This is a genomic window from Sphingobacterium sp. BIGb0165, assembly GCF_024810095.1.
Classification (GTDB): domain Bacteria; phylum Bacteroidota; class Bacteroidia; order Sphingobacteriales; family Sphingobacteriaceae; genus Sphingobacterium; species Sphingobacterium detergens.
Map to the genome: position 1 here is coordinate 211,846 of NZ_JANUEB010000011.1, position 20,923 is coordinate 232,768.

General features: G+C 37.5%; 22 protein-coding genes. 6 read left to right on the plus strand and 16 right to left on the minus strand.

Translation table 11 applies throughout. The annotated features are described in order from the left end of the window. Positions 1-51: 51 nt before the first annotated feature. The 10 genes from M2408_RS23945 to M2408_RS23985 form a co-directional block, all read right to left on the minus strand. Positions 52-321 carry a hypothetical protein gene (locus tag M2408_RS23945; RefSeq protein WP_259187105.1) on the minus strand — a complete coding sequence of 90 codons (270 nt, stop codon included), beginning with the start codon at positions 319-321 and terminating at the stop codon, positions 52-54. Positions 322-332: 11 nt separating this feature from the next. Then, positions 333-884, minus strand: coding sequence for a sigma-70 family RNA polymerase sigma factor (locus tag M2408_RS23950; protein ID WP_259187106.1), 552 nt, complete (start codon positions 882-884; stop codon positions 333-335). Between the two features lie 83 nt (positions 885-967). Further along, positions 968-1,369 carry a DUF3784 domain-containing protein gene (locus M2408_RS26410; protein ID WP_409049496.1) on the minus strand — a complete coding sequence of 134 codons (402 nt, stop codon included), beginning with the start codon at positions 1,367-1,369 and terminating at the stop codon, positions 968-970. Between the two features lie 65 nt (positions 1,370-1,434). Then, on the minus strand, positions 1,435-2,517 hold the full coding sequence (locus M2408_RS23955; RefSeq protein WP_259187107.1) for a hypothetical protein: 1,083 nt from the start codon (positions 2,515-2,517) through the stop codon (positions 1,435-1,437). A 160-nt stretch (positions 2,518-2,677) separates the two neighbouring features. Further along, complete coding sequence (locus tag M2408_RS23960) at positions 2,678-2,857, minus strand: hypothetical protein (RefSeq protein ID WP_259187108.1); 180 nt, start codon at positions 2,855-2,857, stop codon at positions 2,678-2,680. 48 nt (positions 2,858-2,905) lie between these two features. Further along, positions 2,906-3,409, minus strand: a complete 504-nt coding sequence (locus M2408_RS23965; protein WP_259187109.1) for a hypothetical protein — start codon at positions 3,407-3,409, stop codon at positions 2,906-2,908. A 344-nt stretch (positions 3,410-3,753) separates the two neighbouring features. Then, positions 3,754-4,251: a DUF1772 domain-containing protein gene (locus M2408_RS23970; RefSeq protein ID WP_259187110.1), complete on the minus strand. Its 498-nt coding sequence runs from the start codon at positions 4,249-4,251 to the stop codon at positions 3,754-3,756. Between the two features lie 87 nt (positions 4,252-4,338). Next, positions 4,339-5,112, minus strand: a complete 774-nt coding sequence (locus M2408_RS23975) for a helix-turn-helix transcriptional regulator (RefSeq protein WP_259187111.1) — start codon at positions 5,110-5,112, stop codon at positions 4,339-4,341. A 102-nt stretch (positions 5,113-5,214) separates the two neighbouring features. Next, positions 5,215-6,300 (minus strand): NAD(P)/FAD-dependent oxidoreductase, encoded by a 1,086-nt coding sequence (locus M2408_RS23980; RefSeq protein WP_259187112.1) that lies wholly within the window; start codon positions 6,298-6,300, stop codon positions 5,215-5,217. Positions 6,301-6,312: 12 nt separating this feature from the next. Then, positions 6,313-7,335, minus strand: coding sequence for an LLM class flavin-dependent oxidoreductase (locus M2408_RS23985; protein ID WP_259187113.1), 1,023 nt, complete (start codon positions 7,333-7,335; stop codon positions 6,313-6,315). Positions 7,336-7,517: 182 nt separating this feature from the next. On the opposite strand from M2408_RS23985, the gene M2408_RS23990 reads away from it, so the two are divergent. After that, positions 7,518-8,114, plus strand: coding sequence for an HD family hydrolase (locus tag M2408_RS23990; protein WP_259187114.1), 597 nt, complete (start codon positions 7,518-7,520; stop codon positions 8,112-8,114). Positions 8,115-8,304: 190 nt separating this feature from the next. Here the strand turns inward: M2408_RS23990 and M2408_RS23995 are convergent, their stop codons facing one another. After that, a complete protein-coding gene (locus M2408_RS23995) occupies positions 8,305-9,333 on the minus strand; it encodes a hypothetical protein (protein WP_259187115.1) in 1,029 nt (342 codons plus the stop codon). A 273-nt stretch (positions 9,334-9,606) separates the two neighbouring features. On the opposite strand from M2408_RS23995, the gene M2408_RS24000 reads away from it, so the two are divergent. The 3 genes from M2408_RS24000 (at position 9,607) to M2408_RS24010 (ending at position 12,047) form a co-directional block, all read left to right on the plus strand. Next, positions 9,607-10,269 carry a hypothetical protein gene (locus tag M2408_RS24000; protein ID WP_259187116.1) on the plus strand — a complete coding sequence of 221 codons (663 nt, stop codon included), beginning with the start codon at positions 9,607-9,609 and terminating at the stop codon, positions 10,267-10,269. Positions 10,270-10,777: 508 nt separating this feature from the next. After that, on the plus strand, positions 10,778-10,999 hold the full coding sequence (locus tag M2408_RS24005) for a methyltransferase type 11 (protein ID WP_259187117.1): 222 nt from the start codon (positions 10,778-10,780) through the stop codon (positions 10,997-10,999). A gap of 187 nt (positions 11,000-11,186) precedes the next feature. After that, entirely contained in the window at positions 11,187-12,047 is an 861-nt protein-coding gene (locus tag M2408_RS24010; RefSeq protein WP_259187118.1) for an alpha/beta hydrolase, read from the plus strand. Between the two features lie 34 nt (positions 12,048-12,081). Here M2408_RS24010 and M2408_RS24015 read toward each other — a convergent pair whose 3' ends face one another. The 3 genes from M2408_RS24015 to M2408_RS24025 all read right to left on the minus strand — a co-directional run bounded on the left by M2408_RS24015 (position 12,082) and on the right by M2408_RS24025 (position 17,280). Then, on the minus strand, positions 12,082-13,293 hold the full coding sequence (locus M2408_RS24015; protein WP_259187119.1) for an MFS transporter: 1,212 nt from the start codon (positions 13,291-13,293) through the stop codon (positions 12,082-12,084). 87 nt (positions 13,294-13,380) lie between these two features. After that, positions 13,381-14,298: an AraC family transcriptional regulator gene (locus M2408_RS24020; RefSeq protein WP_259187120.1), complete on the minus strand. Its 918-nt coding sequence runs from the start codon at positions 14,296-14,298 to the stop codon at positions 13,381-13,383. A gap of 324 nt (positions 14,299-14,622) precedes the next feature. Next, on the minus strand, positions 14,623-17,280 hold the full coding sequence (locus M2408_RS24025; protein WP_259187121.1) for a glycoside hydrolase family 78 protein: 2,658 nt from the start codon (positions 17,278-17,280) through the stop codon (positions 14,623-14,625). 587 nt (positions 17,281-17,867) lie between these two features. Between M2408_RS24025 and M2408_RS24030 the strand changes: the two genes are divergently transcribed. Then, positions 17,868-18,425 carry a hypothetical protein gene (locus M2408_RS24030; RefSeq protein WP_259187122.1) on the plus strand — a complete coding sequence of 186 codons (558 nt, stop codon included), beginning with the start codon at positions 17,868-17,870 and terminating at the stop codon, positions 18,423-18,425. 18 nt (positions 18,426-18,443) lie between these two features. Here the strand turns inward: M2408_RS24030 and M2408_RS24035 are convergent, their stop codons facing one another. Next, the gene (locus M2408_RS24035; RefSeq protein WP_259187123.1) at positions 18,444-19,211 is read right to left on the minus strand and encodes a hypothetical protein; all 768 of its coding nucleotides are present in this window, start codon (positions 19,209-19,211) and stop codon (positions 18,444-18,446) included. 230 nt (positions 19,212-19,441) lie between these two features. Here M2408_RS24035 and M2408_RS24040 point away from each other — a divergent pair, with 230 nt between their 5' ends. Beyond that, positions 19,442-19,888, plus strand: coding sequence for a nuclear transport factor 2 family protein (locus tag M2408_RS24040; protein ID WP_259187124.1), 447 nt, complete (start codon positions 19,442-19,444; stop codon positions 19,886-19,888). Positions 19,889-20,015: 127 nt separating this feature from the next. Here the strand turns inward: M2408_RS24040 and M2408_RS24045 are convergent, their stop codons facing one another. Continuing rightward, the gene (locus tag M2408_RS24045) at positions 20,016-20,918 is read right to left on the minus strand and encodes a DUF6528 family protein (RefSeq protein ID WP_259187125.1); all 903 of its coding nucleotides are present in this window, start codon (positions 20,916-20,918) and stop codon (positions 20,016-20,018) included. Positions 20,919-20,923 lie beyond the last annotated feature (5 nt).

Below are 20,923 nucleotides of genomic sequence, written 5' to 3' on the forward strand. Positions count from 1 at the left end.
CTGTTTCCCTTTTAGTAGCATGCACTTCAAAATCCTGACAAAAAAATCCTTTTATTTTAACTTGTCTTTTAATTTGTCTTTAAAGAGCTCTAGTTCATTTTTACTGAATTTTTCAGGAGCATCTTGTGTGAATATCTTTTTCATCATACTTTCCATTGCATGTACTTTGCGGTTATAGGCACTGCACCACTTACAGATCAAAAGATGTAACCTTAAGCGTATTTTTTGGAAAAATGGAATCTCACCAGCATTTTGCTGTTCGATAAGCAGTGTTGCTTGTTTGCAGGGCATTATCAATATATGAATGAGTTGTTTTATCATTGCTTACGAAATCATGAGATATTAAACCAGTTAAATTCCAGGCACTCCCGAAGTTGCATACGACTTCGTTGGAGGATTTTCCATAGATTAGTTGTCGTAAGGCCAGTTTCCTGACATACGCTAGCCGCTTTTTTTTCTTCTAAATAATAGAGCTTTACCGGGATAAGCCATTTTAGGGGCAATTTGTCCATACACTCAGCCATTACGCTATTAAAATCGCTGTTGTCAAGGAGGTTGTCGTCTTTTTCATTCCAGTCTTGTAGAATATCATCATGCTTCCATGATCCCTCACTATCAAAATAATGATCTAGTGGAATATTGCCTGTATGTCGGTACTTTTTACGGTAAAACTCAGCGACTTTATTCTTAAGAATAGCCATTAGCCAAGTCTTTACATTGCTTCGCCCCTGGAAAGAATGGTATGATTCGAATGCAGACATAAATACATTTTGGACTATATCTTCCGCATCTTGTCGGTCTGCAAGCAAAAAAAGAGCGCTATTGAGAAGTGTATCACTATAGATATCAATCCATTGTTGTAGATGTTCTGATCGCTTGTCCATATAGTCAATTATAATCCTATAAAATTAGAAATAGTTTTTTGATACTTCTTATCTAATCAAAATTGATTACGGCGATCACAGAATTAGCTCTCTAAAAATTGGATCATAATCACTAAAAGAACAATAAGAAGAAAGCAAATGACAGTAATTGAAAGGATATACTGTTTTTTATTCCTTTTTATGAAAAAACTGTTCGCTTTCCAAATAAAAAATATATAAGCAAGTAAGGGATAAGCTATACTAAAAATCTTTGCCCAATACGAACTGATAACGAAGAGAAGGAAGAGGGAAATCAACAAATATGAAACCGCTAGTGATAGATGAAATTTTCTAAAATATGGGACAAAAGCCTTTATATCAAATTGTTGCTTTGCTGTTGACGAAAGGGTGTTATATCCAGAAAGTGACGAGTCTGCATTCTCTTCAGTGACTAGAAAAGCAACTGTCGCCAAAATTACGCTTAATACTAAAACTAAAGTAATCATCTGTTAAAAATTGTTTTTTGCGATCCTATTTTGTCTATTTTCTATTGAAACCTTACTTCGTTCCTCTAGTTCCATTTTCTGTAATTTTTGGGGATTAAAGGAACTCCTTTTGGGAAATAAAACCCATTAAAATCAAAATAAAAAAAAGTTCCAGTTTCCGCATGTCTTATCTGTAGGAGCGCTTCTAAATTTTGGGGTGTACTTATGTACCTGTAATCGAAGTGGCCATTTCCTAAGATGGAAGTATTTCCTTGCTGCGTATTGACAAGTACCAATTGTGTCTGATCATCTTTTGCCGGAATTAAGCTAAATTCGTCGTTCAATACAATTGTTTTATTTCGAGAGGTAATTATCTGGTTTTCCAGGTTTGGTGGAGGTATCATACTACCCCGTAGTTCAATTTCATGATTGAATAGTTTTTTGATTGCTGCATTCTGGTAATCTGTATTGCCTAATTTTTTAAAATGGATATCATAGACTTCAACCATTTGGTTAGATTCCGGAATATTATATTTCTGGCCGAAAGCACGTTGGATCGCATTTTTGCTACCCAAGACAAATCCAACCAAAGTTATGGGAGCATCTTCATTTATTCGATATACCAGATCAAAACTTTCAAAATTCGGTAAGGAATTTATACGGGCAAAGTTTTTATCGGCACTCAAAACATCGTAGGTTTCATCCGTTTTTTGTGCCCAGATATATTGCTTGCCATCCAAGCTTTCATTGTCCCACGCGTCATGATTTGGTTCAATGCTTTGGTATCGGGTTGTTAGCTGTATAAGAGGACTTCCAGGCTTTAAGAGAGCTGAGTTTCCATCCACTTCAAAGTGATAATAACTGTCTTTGTTGATTTTCAAGCGGCCACATGCACTATCAAAATGCCCAAAAAACTGTTCCTGCCCCGAATAGGCATCAACTACAGCATCTTCCTTTTCATTTTTCGAGATAATATAACTACAGAAATCTCCAATGACATAATATCTGTTCGGGCCATCCATTAGAGCGTCCGGATACACAGGTTCTGCTGTGGATACATCCATTAAACCCAATTTACCGTCAAATTTGAACGGAATAAGTTGGGGTCGTTCTTGAGCAAATACAAATAGTTGTATGGAAAAGAGAACACAAGTGAAAATGAATTTCATGATAAATTTACATTTAACAATGGCATCGATCACGATTGATTCGAATATTTAAACTTGAATTTACAAAAATAAATTTATTCAAGTGTTAAAGTTCTGTTGTATACTTGTGCACTCTTCCGTTTTTTATATCTAAAAAAACAGCTATTGGAGAAGATTACTTTTATTTTTCAAAAAGCCATTTTATACCTACAACTAACATAATGATAACGGCAATAACATATTTTATTTTAATTGCGTGTTGTTTTCTATAAGCGATGTAAATCCCCAGAGCCATGATAAGGGCAAATCCAATAATTACCCATCCAAAAGAGAAACTGTTTCCAAGCTGAATATTGATCATGTTTTTAGTTTTTATTAACGAGTTTGATCGGGTTTATAGCATGATTTTTTAATCTTTTTCGAAGGTTACGTCAGTTATTTTATAGTTGAAATTGCTTTTGTCCCGTTCACCTTCAGGTTTTTCCAATTCACTGTAATGTACGGTGCCCGTCATTTTAAATGTGGTATGCGTATCGAGATTGATTTTCTCCCCATTTTTATCAATGACATGGAAATTTTTTAGTGTATAGTTTTTTTGGTCTGCAGGGAGTTCAAATAGAACACTGTTTTTTTCTGTTCCAACAGGTAATATAACACTGAATGCAGTAAATTTCTCCGAACTGATTGCATGAGGTTTTACAACAAAATTCATTGACATGGTCTTCGATTTGCCCGATGAAAAGGTAAAGGATGGAGCATCAAATTCACCGGTTAACTCGATGGTTTTATTCTGATTGTCATAGTTGGATTCCATGGCTTTAATCGTATCTACTGATGTTCCATTACATGCAGATAAGGACATTAAACCTATGGAGGACAATAGCAGGGCTGGGATTATGTTTTGTGTTTTCATTGGATTTTTTTATTAGTTTACGTTCAAGATGATTTCATCTGGGTCTTTTCTTCTTTATTTTTTTATAAAAGTACAATAGAATCTGTTGCGCTTTACCGCAGGATTTAAATCCGTTGACAATGAATTTAAATCCGTATGCTTTGCTTCTTTTTTCGTCTTTTACATGATCCGTTGTCCGCTACATCAGTACTTTTATTAAGGGAGATGGTATAGGGATTTATGTGTAAAAAAGGACGGTTTAGAAAGCTGAGATGGAAAAAAGGCTACCTCATCAGGCAGCCCACTAAAGGAATTACAACGTAGCTTTGATAATATGAAAGGAAATATGCCTTTTTGGTTCGCCGTTAATCTTTGGATTTGAAAAATATAAGACTGATAATTAAACAGACTAAGGTTATGAAAGAGAACGCCGTTCGCAGATTATTCCAGAACACCCAAGGTTCCTCTATAAGGAGACGCATTCGATGTAAAGTATCAGATGTTGCACCTGTAATATCTAATGTATCCAATTGATTGTTTAGCGGAACATTCTTTGCAGCTGTAATAATAAATACACCGATGATATAACTTGTGCATGCAGCTGCTATCAAATAGAACTTTGGAGAAGATAAATCGAAATACATCACCGATGATGCCATTAATAATAATGGTGCTCCTAAAAAACAGCTGTAAAATATTGGATTTAAGATTTCTCTATTGATATTTTGCATTGCCATCAAATACCCCCTGTCATCCAATTTGTGAAGTCCAAGATTGACGGAAAACGTGTAGGCAAAAAAGAGCCCGGATATTAATGCCGATGTTATCACAGCAGCAGTTAAAGTGATTTCTTGTAGTTTCATTGATGGTGATTTAAATATATTATATTTAATTTCTTAGGGTAAAATTCGCTATTAGCATGAATCCAAAATAGAATAAAAGCGACAATTTTATTGTTTGCCAAATGTATGGGGAGTTACTCCTGTGAAATCTTTGAAAACTCGAATAAAATGTGATTGGTCAGAGAATCCATTCGTATAAACAATTTCGTTTATCTCCCTAAAATCATTTGTGGTTAATTGAGTGAGTGAAGATTGAAATTGGACTATTTTCGCGAATTGTTTTGCGGATATTCCAGTCTCTTTGAGAAATCTTCTTTCAAGTGTTCGGATGTGCAATCTTTCTTTTTTGGCGATCTCTTTGATAGGCACAGTGCCCTTTTTATCTATAATAGATTGAATTACCCCCCTTATTGAAAAATCCAGCTTGTTTCTTTTCTGCTCAAAATAACTTATAAGAAACTTGGATATTATGATGACCTTTTCTTGAATAGTTGGAGAGGACAGGATTTCTGTAATAAGTTCATTGAGTTTTGTTTCTGGCCTATTATTTAGATCATAGCAGTTGTCATTGATCTCTTCGGGATTTATTTCCCAAAAAGCGCGTAATACAAATGGATAAAATTGAAAAATAATGATTTTGAAGGGACCGTTAACGTCAATGGTAATGGGTTTGATCGTTTGGCCATATAAGGAGATTATGGGCATTTTTTTGCCATGAGGTTGAATGGTTAAGCCTGCTTCGGTTTGATGGAATAATAGCCCAGGGTATCCATCCGCAAAAAATGGAATGATTGTTTCCCCATCGCTCTTGCTTTCGAATACCATAATATTCTTGACAAACAACGCAATGGATTGATCTGGAATAATATTTTGCGCATCCATCAGTGATATTTATTTTATTATGAAACTCTTGACTGACCTAAATATAGATAAATCTTCACTAAATATAATTTGGTATGATTTTTAATCCTAACCTAGATAACATTACAAAAGGCTTAATGTTTTTACGAGCTCTCTTGCTGCTGCACTTCCAGCACGGTTGGCTCCGATTGTGGAGGCAGAGGGGCCATAGCCGACCAGATGAATGCGGGGTTCCTTCGCGATCCTTGTGGCCAGTCTCCCATCCATTAAGATACCCCCATTTTCTTCTTTGGGCAGTACCATATCTAAATGTTTCAATGCGCTTTTGAAGCCTGTATTCCAGAGGATAATATCTGCTTTTTCTTCTTTTCCATCTTCCCATTTTACACCAGTTTTAGTGATCTCACTAAACATGGGAAGCCGTGTGAGTACCCCTCGTTTTTCCATCGCCCGGATTTCGGGTGAATAAGGTAGTCCCGTCACGGACACAACTGATAGCGGTGGTAAACCTTTCCGCACACGCTCCTCCACCATAGCAACGGCATTGTGCCCCGCCATATCATCAAAAGGGCCTTCACGGAATAGCGGAGGACGTCGTGTGACCCATGTTGTCGTAGTCACTTCCGAAATCTGATCCAACAATTGGATGGCAGATATACCACCACCGACTATAATAACGTGCTTGTTTCTGAAATAGTCCGCTTTTTTAAAATCTTTTGTATGAAGTTGCTCTCCTTGAAATAGTGTTGCTCCCGGGTAGAAAGGAATATAAGGATTCTCCCAGGTACCCGTGGCGTTAATAATGCCCGCTGCAGAAAACAAAGTTTCAGCAGTATCTATATGAAAACGTTCCCCCTGTAAGGAGACACTATCAACTTTAAGTGGTCGATAAACTTCTAGCCCATACCTTTTTTCATAGAGATCGAAATAATGTGGGACAGCTATATTTGCCTGTACCTCGGTCTCATTATTTGTCAATGTTTCTTCAAATGACATACCTGGTAGGTCATGGATTTTGTTAACCGTACTTAATGTGAGCGAAGACCAGCGAAATTGCCAAGCACCACCAGGAGCAGGGGCTTCATCCAAAATAATGAAGTCCCGATTAATCTCCAATCCCAATTTCTTTAAATGATAAGCAGAAGAAAGCCCGGCTTGTCCTGCACCGATTATCGCAATTTTGGTTTTGTAACGAATATTGTTTATCATCAATTAGGATATCTAGCGCCAGCCTAACTCAGGTGCAACATGTTCCAAAATAGCCGAAAGTACATGAATATTGTAATCTACACCCAAGGTATTTGGAATTGTCAGGAGAAGAGTATCAGCTTCCTGGATAGCTTCGTCCTGAGCCAGTTCTTTGACGAGCTGATCAGGCTCGGCCGCATAACTACGGCCAAAAATAGCGCGTTTGTCCGCTTCAATGAAACCTATCTTGTCGGCCCGATCTGCTTCCTGTCCAAAATAATACCTATCTAAATCATCAACCAATGCAAAAATTGACCGACTGACTGAAACTCTGGGTTCGCCAGGATGTCCAGCTTCTTTCCAGGTTTGTTTATATAGCCGTATCTGTTCAGCCTGTTGTATATGGAAAGGCTTTCCATTTTCGTCATACTTTAATGTCGAACTCTGTAAGTGCATCCTATTTTGAGCCGCCCATACCGCTGTGGCATTCGATGCTGCACCCCACCAGATGCGGTCTCGTAGTCCTTCAGCATGTGGTTCTAGCCTAAGTAAGCCCGGAGGGTTCGGAAACATCGGATAGGGATTTGGTTCAGCAAAACCTTTTCCTTTGAGTTTTTCCAGGAATTCTAAAGCCTTCCTACGGCCCATATCAGCGTCGGTCTCGCCTTCAGCGAGCTCATAACCAAAATAACGCCATCCGTCTATTACCTGTTCAGGTGAACCTCTACTGATACCCAGTTGTAATCGGCCTTCCGAAATTAAATCGGCTGCTCCAGCATCTTCCACCATATAAAGTGGATTTTCATAGCGCATATCAATTACTCCTGTACCTATTTCAATCGTATTGGTCTTTGCCCCAATGGCGGACAATAAAGGAAAGGGAGAGGCTAACTGATTGGCAAAATGATGTACACGAAAATAAGCTCCGTCTATGCCTATTTCTTCTGCTGCTACAGCCAGATCTATTGACTGAAGTAATGTGTCACTTGCTGTTTGGGTGCTATAAGCAGGGTGTTTGGACCAATGTCCAAAAGATAAAAATCCTATTTTCTTCATTCGTCGGGACGAGATTTGATGTTTATCAAATTTAATAAATCTATGCTGATCTAGGACTCTTGGTTTGTCCTATGGATGTCAATAAAATAGCAATTGAAATCGTCCTCACCAATTGCCATTTGGCAATTGGTGAGGAGTATAAAAGCACTAACTTTGTATATTGATTGTACTATAATATATTCATGATGACATCCGAAAAATTGTTGAAACAGATTGATTTTATCAAGGAGATTGATAAGTTGAAATACATCCAGCGAAGGACTAAGCTTTTTAATAGTGATCGTTGTGAGAATGATGCCGAACACAGCTGGCATTTGGCGCTGATGGCTATTGTTTTAGCTGAGCATGCTGACGAGTCTATAGATCTATTGAAAGTTATTAAAATGGTATTGATACATGACATTGTTGAAATTGATGCTGGAGATACCTTTATCTATGATAACGAAAAAGCACATAGTAATACGGAGGAAGAGCGTTTAGCCGCCAAACGAATATTTGGGATGTTACCGGAGCAGCAAGCGGAAGAACTCATTTCGATCTGGGAGGAGTTTGAAGCTGGGGAGACTCGCGAAGCGCAGTTCGCCAAAGCAATGGACCGATTGGAACCACTGTTGCAGAATAGTTCTAACAATGGGGGTACCTGGAATGAACCTGGTGTAAACTATAATAAGGTATACGCAAAAAAGAGCGTGATCAAAGATGGTTCCCCTGTATTATGGGAATATGCCGAAAGTTTAATTGATGATGGTGTGAAAAAGGGGATTTTGAAGAAAAGCTGATTTTATTATTTCCAAATTTGATACTGATTCGCAATTATGGTTCTAAGTTTTGAGACAGCCCCAAATTGAACGTATTTTATATAATGGCTGTTTTATTAAATGACTTCGTGCTAAAATCAAAAAGCGCTTGGAATTTAAATTCAATATTACCATTCTCACAATGATGCTGAAAATTTATTTTGACCCGACCTTATTTGCTTGTTTTCTTCACTTGTAAATCAAAGGTATTGGTATACCCTAGGATTTCGCCTGTAGTGATATGCATGGCGAGATAACTAAGAGGGTAAGTAAAATTATCAAAATTGCTTTCTATCCGATGACTTAATGTCGAAAGTGTACTTTTAATCTCCTGAAGATTAATAGCATGACGAATAAAAGTGTCCTTACTTCCATCTCTATAATAGACGAGCAGTTTTGTTGCATTGAGTACTTGCTCATCAATATTATCCAATGGATTTCCTTCTAACAGTTTATCGATAGCTCTGTTCATGTCAGGTCTAGTGAAATCGCTTTCCGCCGCGATAACAAGTTGATAACCATAATTGACGGATATGATGAAATAGGGTGAATAACCCAATTTCTTGAGATTATTTAAATCAGATTCTTGGTAATTTGAAAAATAATCAACCTGGTCAGTATCTAAAGTTAATCGTCTTACCAATGTGTGCCTGAAGGTACTGTGAGTCTTTTGGACAGTTGTTGAATCACCGTGTTTTACGAGATTGAGTACTTTTTCGATGTCCTTATTTAACGGAATATATAATTGTATCTCGGCATAATCGGAAAAGTCTCTTGAACCCATTTCTATCGATCCTGAGAGATCTGTGTTCTTGAATAAATTGGCATAATTTAATATGCTTGTATAGGACGGAAAAAAATGGCCCATTTCTTCTTTGGCCGAATTCGCCATGACATAAATAGGGAATTTTTTTGCCATGGACTGAATATTTTCTAAATGTAGACTTTTTGTTGTGTCTTTTAGGCTCCAAAGGCTACCTAAAAACAATTGTTGATCCACAGTTTCATCAACGAAGTGCTCATTGATCACAAAACTGAATGATTTTCTTTCAAAAAGTGAATCCTTGGGTTTGGGCACAACAACCTTCGTCGTGTCAATAGGAGTGGGTGGTTCGATTTCTGGTTTAATCACCGGATCTTTTGTACAACTTGAAATTAATTCCAATACGAATAAAAGTAAAATCCAATTTTTTAGAAGCATTTTTTTCTTTGATATATAAACAAATATGCTTATAAAATGCGTAAATATTTTTGTTTATTTAAAAATTACACATTTGTGTTTAATTTTTTGTAGTTAAAATTAGTTTGGGGCCTCGATGGAAGTCTGCTGAAATAGTTGTTCGTTTTTTCTGTTTATTCAAACGAATATTAAATCAACGCTGGCGAATTGTAAATGTGAAATTATGGTAAGGCGTATTTTATATACATTTATTTTGAAATCAGATATGAATTATATAAAAGCGAGAATCAGTATATGAACATGATACAATTTGATAAATTTGAGCACGACCGTACAATTATTGATAAGTATGTGAAAAGTTCTGCTTTTGGAAAGAACAAGCTTGTCTATGCGCCTTTGATTATAGGCATAGGTTTACTCTGTTTCCTCGCATTTGCTATTTTTGAAGGACTGGTCGAAACTATTGGTATAGGTGTCATTAGTATCATGTCGGTTATTGTGGTTGTCTGCTTTATTTTGGTAGCAGTTATTAATCGCTCTGCACATAAAAAGCTTTATGAAGAGACTAAGACGGCGCCTGTATGTATCGCAAAGAAAGTCTACGGAAATGATGTGCAAAATATTTACTACTGTATCTATAGTACTGGAGAGACGAGACACGACAGCTCCTTTATCAATAAAATCGCTGAAAAAATTTTTGCTATTCCAACGAATACCAATGACAAGATAGATAAGGAAATTCTGGATCTTTTCAAGATAGATTTTGTGAAACCTGGAGAATTTGCGAAGAAACTTCCATTGGCATTTACAGATGGGGTAGCGGTTTGGAGACGACAGTTTGCATTAGGTAATTTGCCTAAAGATGTCCAACAGCAGATCGAAGATAATGACAGGCAGTTTTGTGTGATAGCGATCGTTCCTGAAAATCCACGTATACTTACAGAACAGTTTTCTTAAGAAGCCATTTAAATCAATATACTAACTGAGCCACATTTTGTCAAATGTGGCTTTTTTTTTAATGCTTAATGTGTATTAAAAGGAAAAAAGAGATTGTTTACCGACCGAAATCTGCTTTTTACCGAAAATATATGGGATAAGAGCTCCTTATTTGGGAAATTGGACCATCATAATTTAATCACTATAGGTATGGTACATTTCTTTAATGCGTTGATCATTTTGTTGTTTTTTATGGTTTTAGCTTTGTTTTCGAATATCGAGACAAAAAAACATAATGAAGTGTTCACTGATGCTCTACAAGTCTATCATACGGATTCAGTAGGTACATCTGACAAGAGGGAACTGACCGATTTACAACGCTTATCAATCGATAAGCAGTAGATGTGATCTAAAGAGTTGGACGATAAGGTATTTTATGCTTAACGTATAGAAGAAAAAGCTAAATGAAGGCATGATTCGGTGATGAGAGTATACTAGAGTTCTTTAAAATTAAGTGAGATCCGATACTATGAAAAGAGTTGAAATATTTAAAACGAATGTCAATAAATATAGAGAGGCACAACAAATCGTTGTGACGCTTCTACAGCTGTTCTCCTCCTATAAAGTTAACTTTGATCTTGACGACGAGGAACGGATTTTAAGGATTGAATCTTCACAATCGGATATCGAGATAAGTGGGATTGTCAAACAGATGCTCGATTGGGGCTACCAATGTGAACGTATAGAATAACGATGAGCGTCCACGATAGTGGACTTAGCTATAAATGAAATGGGGCTACGCATAGAATAATAAAAAATGTTTTTTTAAATTAATTATTAGACTTACTTTCGACTCCAGTTTCTCTCCTCCAGACAAAGCTTCTATACCAAAATGAAGATGTCTATGATGGAGGTTCTTTAATAACATCATGTTCGAAATGAAATATTGTAAAAATATCATTCTTTTTATAGCCATAATTTATAGCTTTATCTCTTTTGCACAAACCAAAAGTAATGTGCTTTCTGGCTGTCAATCCGAAGTATTGCATTCTAATATTTTAAACGAAAAGCGGACGATAAATATCTTTCTTCCTAATAATTATCAGGCCAACGATACCGTAACTTATCCTGTCATCTATGTCTTGGACGGGGGTATGGAAGAAGACTTTTTTCATATTGCGGGAATTGTTCGTTTTGATACACAACCTTGGATTGCGAGATTCCCCAATAGTATTGTTGTCGGAATCGAGGGAAATACCCGAAAACGTGATTTTACTTTCGCTGTTCCAAACGTTGATTTCCTAGAGAAAGAAGGTTTTCAAAAAAGCAGTTTTCCTACCTATGGCGGATCCGAAAAATACATAGGTTTTCTAAAAGATGAATTACTGCCCTATATCAGTAAAAATTATAGGGTAAACAAGGAACGGACGGTTATTGGAGAGTCACTAGCTGGGCTTTTCTCTGCAGAAATACTACTTAAACAACCTGATCTCTTTGATAATTATATTATTGTCAGCCCAAGTTTGTGGTGGGGACAGCAGGAGCTATTGAAAAATACCGAAAAGCTATTGGAGGCTAATTTGAGAAAAAAGGTGCGTGTATATCTGGGAGTGCCTAATAGAGAAGAAGATATTAGAATGTATCAGGATGCCGAGGCGTTTTACAAAGTCATAGGTAACCATAAGAAGATGGATGTTATTTTTGATTATATGCCTGAAGAATTGCATTCAACAGTTATCCATCAGGCTGTGTATAATGCATTCAAGAGATTATACCCAAAAACAGCCTATTCTAAGTAGTTCTCCTGATATTTTTTGTCTGACTAACCTTAGCTTAATGAGCTGTTTGTCTACTATTATCTTTTCGTAGTTTCCACATGTACATGATAATCAATGTCAATAGCACAGAAAAAATAAAATAACGCCATGCTAATCCATTTTGTGTGGTTACTTTGCCAGTAATGGCCACAATAAAATTGGAAAGTGATGTCACAATGTAAACCATTCCACCCATTAGACCGCCTGCGGTACCTGCATGCTTTGGGAAAAATAACATGCTGTTGGTGAAAAAGTTCGTAAATAAAACACCTGAAATTATATGAATAAAAAATGCAAAACCGACCATGATATATAGGTTTTGATGGAACATACTCACTACAATTAAAGCGACAATAAGTGATGCCTGGAATAGGACAGGAGCTATTACCCTGGGTACGAAATCAAGATGCATCTGCTTTTTCGTGACAAACCCGCCAATCATCCACGAAAAACCCAGTATCAATGTACAGTAGCCAATTGTGACGGATGAAAAATGAAATGTATTTTCAATAATAAATGGCCCCGTCATATTGAATAGCATCACAATGGAGTAACTAAAACCAAGCACCAGGATACCCAGTATAAAAAGCTTATTTTGAAGCATCATTTTATATAGGTTGAGATTGTCCCTTAGATTGATCCTTTTCTTTTCGGCAATACTTTCCCCACTGTACAATACTTCAAATACTAATAATACACCCGCGTAGAAAGCAAGGAAATAAAAATTGGCCTGCCAATCGAATAGTTTTTCCAGATAACCTCCTAAAAAAGGCGCTAGTATTGGGCCACATGACCAGACGATGGTAAAATAGCTTAGGTAATTTTTTAACCGATCACCCGCATATAGATCGACGAAAAGTGCACGTGTAGCTACCACCAAAATGGATATCGCTATACCTTGAACTATTCTTAATAAGCAAATAAGCAAAACACTGTGTGTATGGGTTATCAATAAGCTGCTTAGTATCACCAGTGTTAATGCCAAAAGCTTAGGTCGATATCGGCCTATACTGTCAAGAATATTACCTATAAATAACTGGGAAATGCCATAGCTCAATAGATAACTGGTCAATGTTAATTGAATATGTCGTTCGTGAACAAGTAGACTTTTGGCCATTGCCGGAAACGAAGGCAGGTAGATATCTGTTACAAATCCTGAAAGGGGCATGGATACAAATGCCATGAATGTTACTAACCTGATGCGTTGCGCAGATGCTTCTTTTAACATTTTCACTCTTTTTTGTTAAACAAAACTAGAGACTTTCTGGCTAATATCGATGCTGTCTGACAAAGTAAAAATTACGAAAATCAAATATCATTTATTTTTCTGCCTAAACTTGAGGGGAGATGTCTCTGCATTTTTCTTAAAGAAGTTGTTGAAGTGAGCTGGTTCATCAAAGCCAAGGGTATAACCAATCTCAGCGACATTCCAATCTGTATAGATCAATAGATTTTTGGCCTCCTCGTAGATTTTTTGTTTGATGATCTGCGTAGTTGTCTGATTGGTTACCGATTTGACAGAGGCATTGAGATGATTGACATGTACATTGAGCTTTGCCGCGAAATCGGCTGCGGTATGTAATGCAAGCGGGTAAGCGGGGGAATCCAATGGAAATTGTTTGTGAAGTAATTCATCAAACAAACGATACATTCGGACGCTGCCCGATTGATCTTGCAACTCTACATCTTCCATTCTCCACTCTAAGGCCAGATGAAGGATTGCTGCCAAATTGCTTTTGATTGCACTACAGCGAAGAGGGTAACTGGAATTATTCAACCGGAACATGTTATCGAAAAATGTTGTAATCAAATGCAGCTGTCCATCATCTAAAAAGATGATGGGTTTACTCCATTCTTTAAATAACGAGGTCTTTTTAAATGGCTCAAATGTCTGGCTTCCTGAAAAGAATTCTTGATTGAAAAGACAAAAGTATCCTTCTTGTTTGCTCGTGTCACATACCCATGTATAGGGAATATTTAGTGCGGGTAAAAACAGCGCCGGTCGATCGATATATAATTCATGTTGTCCATATTTGAACCATCCTTTGCCTAAGATGAGACTGATTTTGTAAAAATCGCGTCTGTTGTAGGGTGTTTTAAAATCACAGTATTTGCGTGGCGAAATATTGAAATGTGATTTTCCGAGTTCAACATCCAGTATATCCCCACTATTTGTATGGAGATGGCTTAATCTTTTGTAGTAATCCTGTAGAGTTTCCAGTGTTTCGCTCATGATTATGTAAAGTTACAAAAATCAAATGTAATCCTAGCTCTTTACAATAACCTTCTCTTTCCCCATTGTATAAAGGACACAATTCATTTGATTATGGCCCTTTTGACAGACAAATTGATTTGAATTAATCTTTCAAAGAATGATTGGCGGGAGTAAAAATAATATTCCAACCTAAGATGGCTTCTTAAAATACCTGTTAAATTATGAATAAAATGTTTAAGATAATAATTGTTTGTTGCGCATATTGTTCTCTTCTAAAATTGAGATAAAACTGTTACTCCGTTCGTATTTTTATCTTAACCCAGATCTGAGCTGGATTACATATCAAATTTTACTTTCAAAATAATAGGTGCCTGAACCAATTTCTCTTGTTGAATCAGGCAAAATTACTGTGGCTTTACTGTTTGCTGGTATGGTGACCTCAAGTTTCAGGAGTCCATTTTCAAGTTTCCATGCTGATTTTACCGTGCCATAAACGGTTTCTAATTCCGCAGATGCACTTGTTATTTTTCCATTCGGTTTGGGAGCAATGACAACAGCTTTATAACCCGGTTCTTCAGCAACCGAATTGATTCCTGCAATCGTTCTGTACATCCAGTCCCCAATTGCCCCATATGCATAGTGGTTGTAAGAGTTCATATCTGGGGTTTGAAAAGATCCATCAGGTTTAATTCCGTCCCACCGTTCCCATATTGTTGTTGCCCCCATTTTTACGGGATAAAGCCAAGAAGGATAGCTTTCCTGCATTAAAAGGTCGTAAGCCACATCGTTGTGACCAAACCTGGTCAGCACATGACATAAATATGGCGTACCCAAGAATCCGGTTGTGAGGTGATTTCCATAGTCCCGGATATTGGCTACAAGACGATCCGCGCAGGCTGCTCTGAGTTGTTCGGGTAGCATATCAAATTGTAGTGCGAGTACATAGGCTGTTTGTGTGCCTGAAACCAACCTACCCGTTGGGGTCATGTATTCCCTTACAAAAGCGGATTTAATGTTTGTTAGGAGGGTGCTGTATTTAGCTACGTCTTCCTGTTTACCCAATACATTTGCTGCATTGATCAATAGTTGGGTCGAATGTGCATAAAAAGTCTGTGCAATCAAATATTTGTCCGTTACAGCAGCTCTTCCATCGTTATCATCATTAGGACGATAAAAAAGCCAATCTCCAAAGTGGAAACCTGAATTCCATAGGTTATTTTTGGCGGTAGATGAGATATAATCTACCCATTTTCGCATGCTCTCATATTGATTTTCCAAGAACTGTCGATCGCCATAAGCCACATACATATCCCATGGGATAATGGTAGCTACATCTGCCCAGCCGGCAGAAGCACCATCATTTGCCCCCAGTACATTGGGGATTACGTGGGGGATTGCACCATTAGGGAGTTGGTCCGCCTTTACGTCCTTTAGCCATTTGGTGAAAAATCCCGACACATCCATGTTATAGGCCGCTGTATTGGCAAAAGCTTGCGCATCACCAGTCCACCCTAAGCGCTCATCGCGTTGTGGGCAATCTGTTGGTACATCCAAAAAATTTCCTTTTTGTCCCCATTGAATGTTGTGCTGTAACTGGTTTAATAATGCATTTGAGGTTACGAATTTGCCTGTGGTCTCCATTGCTGAATATAAGGCGATAGCTGTAATGTTCTCAGAGGTCAATTCACCTGGATAACCTTCTACCTTCACATACCTGAAACCCTGAAATGTAAAATGAGGTTCAAAGATCTGTGCTGTGTTTTCCTTTAAAATATAGATATCCTGTGCCTTTGCAGACCTGAGATTTGTTGTATAAAAATTGCCTTCTTTTGTAAGCACTTCAGCATGACTCAAGGTGATCTTGGTTCCGGCTGCACCTTTCGCTTTGAGCATGACCCAACCTACTAGATTTTGTCCAAAATCTACAACTGTTTCACCTGCTGATGTTTTGAAAACCTTAAGGGCTTTAAACTGTTCATGTTTCTTAACTGGTGGACCGGCCATCGCAACAAGTTTTTCTGGCCCTTTCTCCATGATGCCAACGTTATTCCATTTATTGTTCTCTTTAAAGCCGATATTGTCCCAGCCGGCTATTTCCATCCTGGCATCATAAATTTCGCCGTCATAAATATCAGATGCCATGATCGGTCCATAAGCATATTTCCAGCTTTCATCGGAATTGATCGTTTCTGTTGTACCATCCGTATATTCCACGAGGAGTTGCAGAAGCAATCCACGCGTGTCGCCATAAAAATTATGTTGATTTCCGAAGCCTATCCGTCCTTTATACCAGCCGTTTCCGAGGCTGACACCGAATACGTTGGTACCATTTTTTAGTACAGTGGTCACATCATATACTTGGTACTGTAAATGATTTTTATAACTGGTCCACCCCGGAGCAAAATAAGTATCGCTGATGCGCTGGCCATTTATACGAGCTTCATAAAGCCCTTTTGCTGTGACATAGACCATTGCAGACTTTAGTTTTTTATTTATGGAGAATTCTTTTCTAAAAATGGGACTTCGTGCTGAGGTGTCCGTTTCTGCTACCTTGATCCATTTCGCGCTCCAGTCCATAGCGCCAATACCCATCTGAAAGAAATGGGCATCAGACCAGGCGGAGGTATTGCCATGATTGTCTTTTACCCTAACTTGCCAAAAATATCTTCTTTTTGAATGCAGTGCTGCTCCATTATATTTAATCAGTACAGATTGATCTCCGGAGACAGTAGCTTCCCAGACGAGATCTTTTCCAAGGTTTATCGAAGCCTTATTTGTACCTACTCTGATTTCATAAGACGATTGTAAAGTGTTTTTTATAGGAGAAATAATTTTCCAGCTAAATCGGGGATTAACCGTCTCGATTGCCATAGGATTTTTAAGATGTTCTACCTTGAGGTCGATTACGCTTAATTTTTGAGCATAGGTCATAAGTGAGAGGATGCACAGAAATCCTACTATTACAAATTTTTGAAGCAGAGTCTTTATAAATGGTTTCATATTTGACGATCGGTTTGGCCGGAAATCCGGAATGATAAACTATTATCCGTAATAAACTTGATAGATGCATCATGGGCTATCCTGCTCGCTTGGTCAGCAAATGATGGTATCACTTGAAAAGAAATAGGTATCCTAAAGGAAAATGCAATTTTCAGCTTGATATAGAACTTCAAATAAGGGAAGGATTGTAGTCGGTGAAATAGGAGAGCTGAGCCTTGGACTCTACTTTTGTTTTAAAACATGCTGGTGCAAAAATGGGCCAATAATTATTGGCCCATTTTGAATGTTTATCAGGACAGTTGTTTTTGGTTTTTTATTCTGGTCAATAGTAATGATAGCGAGCTTATCTAACGCTTGAAGATAGCTAGAACCCCTATTTTGACTATATTTTTTTCTTAGTTGTGGCTATATCTTTGCTACTTTATTGTGTTTTTTTAATCTTCGATTTACTTATTTGATAGAATTTTTTATCATATTTTAGCCTTGTCTATTATCCTAGAATCTAGTTGGTCAATAAATTTTGTACAGGGATCGATTCTTTAGCTATCATGGTGCTATGAATCTGTAATAAAAAGGAGCTTATGAAAATGAAAAGAGGAACATTTATATCAGTGGGAATTTTTGCTATGATCATCTCTATCTGCTCGCAGGGCTGTGTTGGCAATGGTGGTTCGCGCGAGGGAAAGACCCCAGATAACACCACTTCTGGTTCTTTTCAGTTTGATTCGCTTGTTCATTATTCAACAATGATTGATCTTAATCAAATAGGAGAGTTGCAAGACAAGAAGATCCAATCCGAGCAGGATGTTTTTTTGTTGTCTGTATTAGGTGATAATCAAGTTGACACTGCTATCCTAAAAAGGCTGGAGGATGTCGACTATACCAAAACGCTGATTAATGGAAAGCATTATGGCGTTATAGATTCATTATTTTTTCGAAAAGCTAGACAAGAGGATATAGATAGTTCATGTATACATGAATTTAGAGACATCCTTGTTTTTTATAAGAATAAAAAATGTATTGGACTTGCCAAAATTTGCTTTGATTGCAAAGCAATGGTTCCATGGGGCCAAGGTGTCCAGTTCAAAGGTTTTGGCGATTGGTCAGATTATGATAAATTACATCCAATATTACGAGAAAAATAAGACCTACGACTTAATCTGTCAAGGTTTGGACAGTAGTACATTTTCCAGGTCAGCTAGATCTGCAATGCCTTTTTTTATGATAATTTCTTTTCCGAACCTAGGTTGATAATAAGAAAAAACGACAGCCTTATTTTCTTTAATTTTTAGTGTCCCCTTCTGAAAGTATTCACCCTTAATTTTTACCCAAACCTCTAAAATGGTTTGATGGCAAAAACGTACATCTTCTAAGAGTTCTTGATGTGATTTAGGATTTATCTTGATATAAAATCGAGCATCATTGATGTTGAGTTCTTCCGTAAAATCAATCTGTAATTTGAGGAATGGATGACTCATTGACAATGGTTTTCCGAGTAAGCTCTGTTCAGCTTTTTCCCACCAGAAGCCTTTAGCGATAACCTCTACAAATTCGTCATGAAAGAAAAAGTAATAATGTGTATAGTCGGTCAACATTTCTTCCACTGAATTGCCCCATTCATACGATTGGCCATAGTGTTTTTTTTCATATTGATATCTTTCCATCAGCCATCTTGAGTTTTCAACCCGGTACACCCAGGTGCCTACCTCAAAATCTTCCCAATTTTCTCTGGGATCGTGATAAGGTGGAATTTCCCCACGGCAGATTCTGATTCCATCCATTTTTTGTATGGTGATTCTACCAAACTGTTTATCCTCCGTTTCAAAGCAGATAGAGGTTCCATTTTCATCGTATAGGACGGTGGGACTCAGTACTAAATCTGCAACGATGGGAACTTTAATTACTTGTATAAAGGGAATATTCTCTGTCATATATGTTTTGTTCTCAGATTTCTGAAAAGCGTTTTAAATTTCACCTCCCTATTTCCTTCGTTCACCGAGTTTTTATACCCGTTGACCTAAAGACCATAGGCGGAGGGGCTATCGTACTATAATTTTGAATCAACAAATAAGAACAATAAACCACCGAGAGTATAAAGCTTCATCACTAATAATGGATGAATTATTTAGATGAAAAGCTAATATAATAAAATAAGAATATTATGAAAACATTCGTAAAAACATTCGTGGCAGCAGCGTTGATCGCAATAAGTACTTTCGCTATGGCCGCAGATAAACCATCTTCAACATCAGAGAAAGCTATTGTTAATCTATTCACTGCAGATATCGCCCTTAGTCATTATGTTGCGGTTATCACCGAGGGAGAGTCGGCCGGAGTAGATCAATTATTTGCTGCAGATTTCTGCCAAAAAATCCAATCAGGAAATGCAGCAACGAATAACCGTAGGGAAGTCATCAAATTTTTGAAAAAACAAAAAGGGGAGAAGCTCAACTGTAAAGTAAACACCCAGATCATCGAAGAATCGTCAGATTATATGGTCGCAAAGGTAACAATGCAATTTGCGGATTTCACCAAGACAGATCTTGTGACTTTGGTCAATGAGAATGGAAGCTGGAAAGTGTCCAGTTCTGTAAATGCATATAAATAGGACAAAGAATCAATAACTAGTGGTGAGTCAAGTTAGCTCATTGCCTGACTATTAGTGAATCATAAGTTTATAAGTTTAGTTTAGTAGCCACGTCGTGAGATGTGGCTTTTTTGTGTTTCAGCTACTCCTAATCGCAGACACGGACTTTATAAAGTTTCAGGGTCGGTATATATACCTTCTGATTTGGATTGGTCGCATAGATATTATATGTCCACCAACTTTCTTCTGCTTTTGTGTATACCAGACGGTTTATTTTTGCATTCCAGTTTATGGATTTTATATGATGAGCATCAGCTAAGGGTGAGAATGGATCGAATTTTCGTTCTTTTATAGAAAAAATAACTACGCCATCTGTAAACGAAACCAATAAACGATTGTCATCTATCCGAGAGAGATCATGCCCGCCTTGTCCGGGAATTTTTATTGTATTGACGAGAGTTAAGCTTTTTTTAGCATCAGTTAATTTATACGTTCGCAGATCGTCATAGCCAAGTACAAATAATTGCTGTAATCTGTTGTTCCAGACTACACCATGTCCCGAATAAAGTGTGTCCTTGTAGATTGGTTTCTCCGGTTGGTCTAATTGATAAAGCTCCAGAGAGTTACCTTTTGGATGAGTTGAGTTTGCCACAGCTACAAGTTTTCTGGGCAATATGTCCGCTGAATGGGCCATGGGTGTCTTCGCGTAAAACTCAATTTTTTTATCGGCGATATTCAATAAACAGGTTGCACCAGTAGATGATGTAATCAGGATTTTTTTATTCGAAAACACGGGCTTGCATTCATCTATTGACTTGAAATAGTTACTATATTCCTTCGGTATTTGATTGGCGCTTTCTCCGAATTGCCATTTCCAGACCACAGCTGAGCTATCGGAACCAATTGCGGGATTGATAATAAGCACTTTGTCATCTCCACAGGCAACCCAATACCCCTTTTGGATCTGCGTCAATTGTTGGCCATTGCCTAGAAAAGGTATTGCTAAGATGATCCACAACACCAATGTGTCAATTATTCTACCAGGTTTCATGCTTC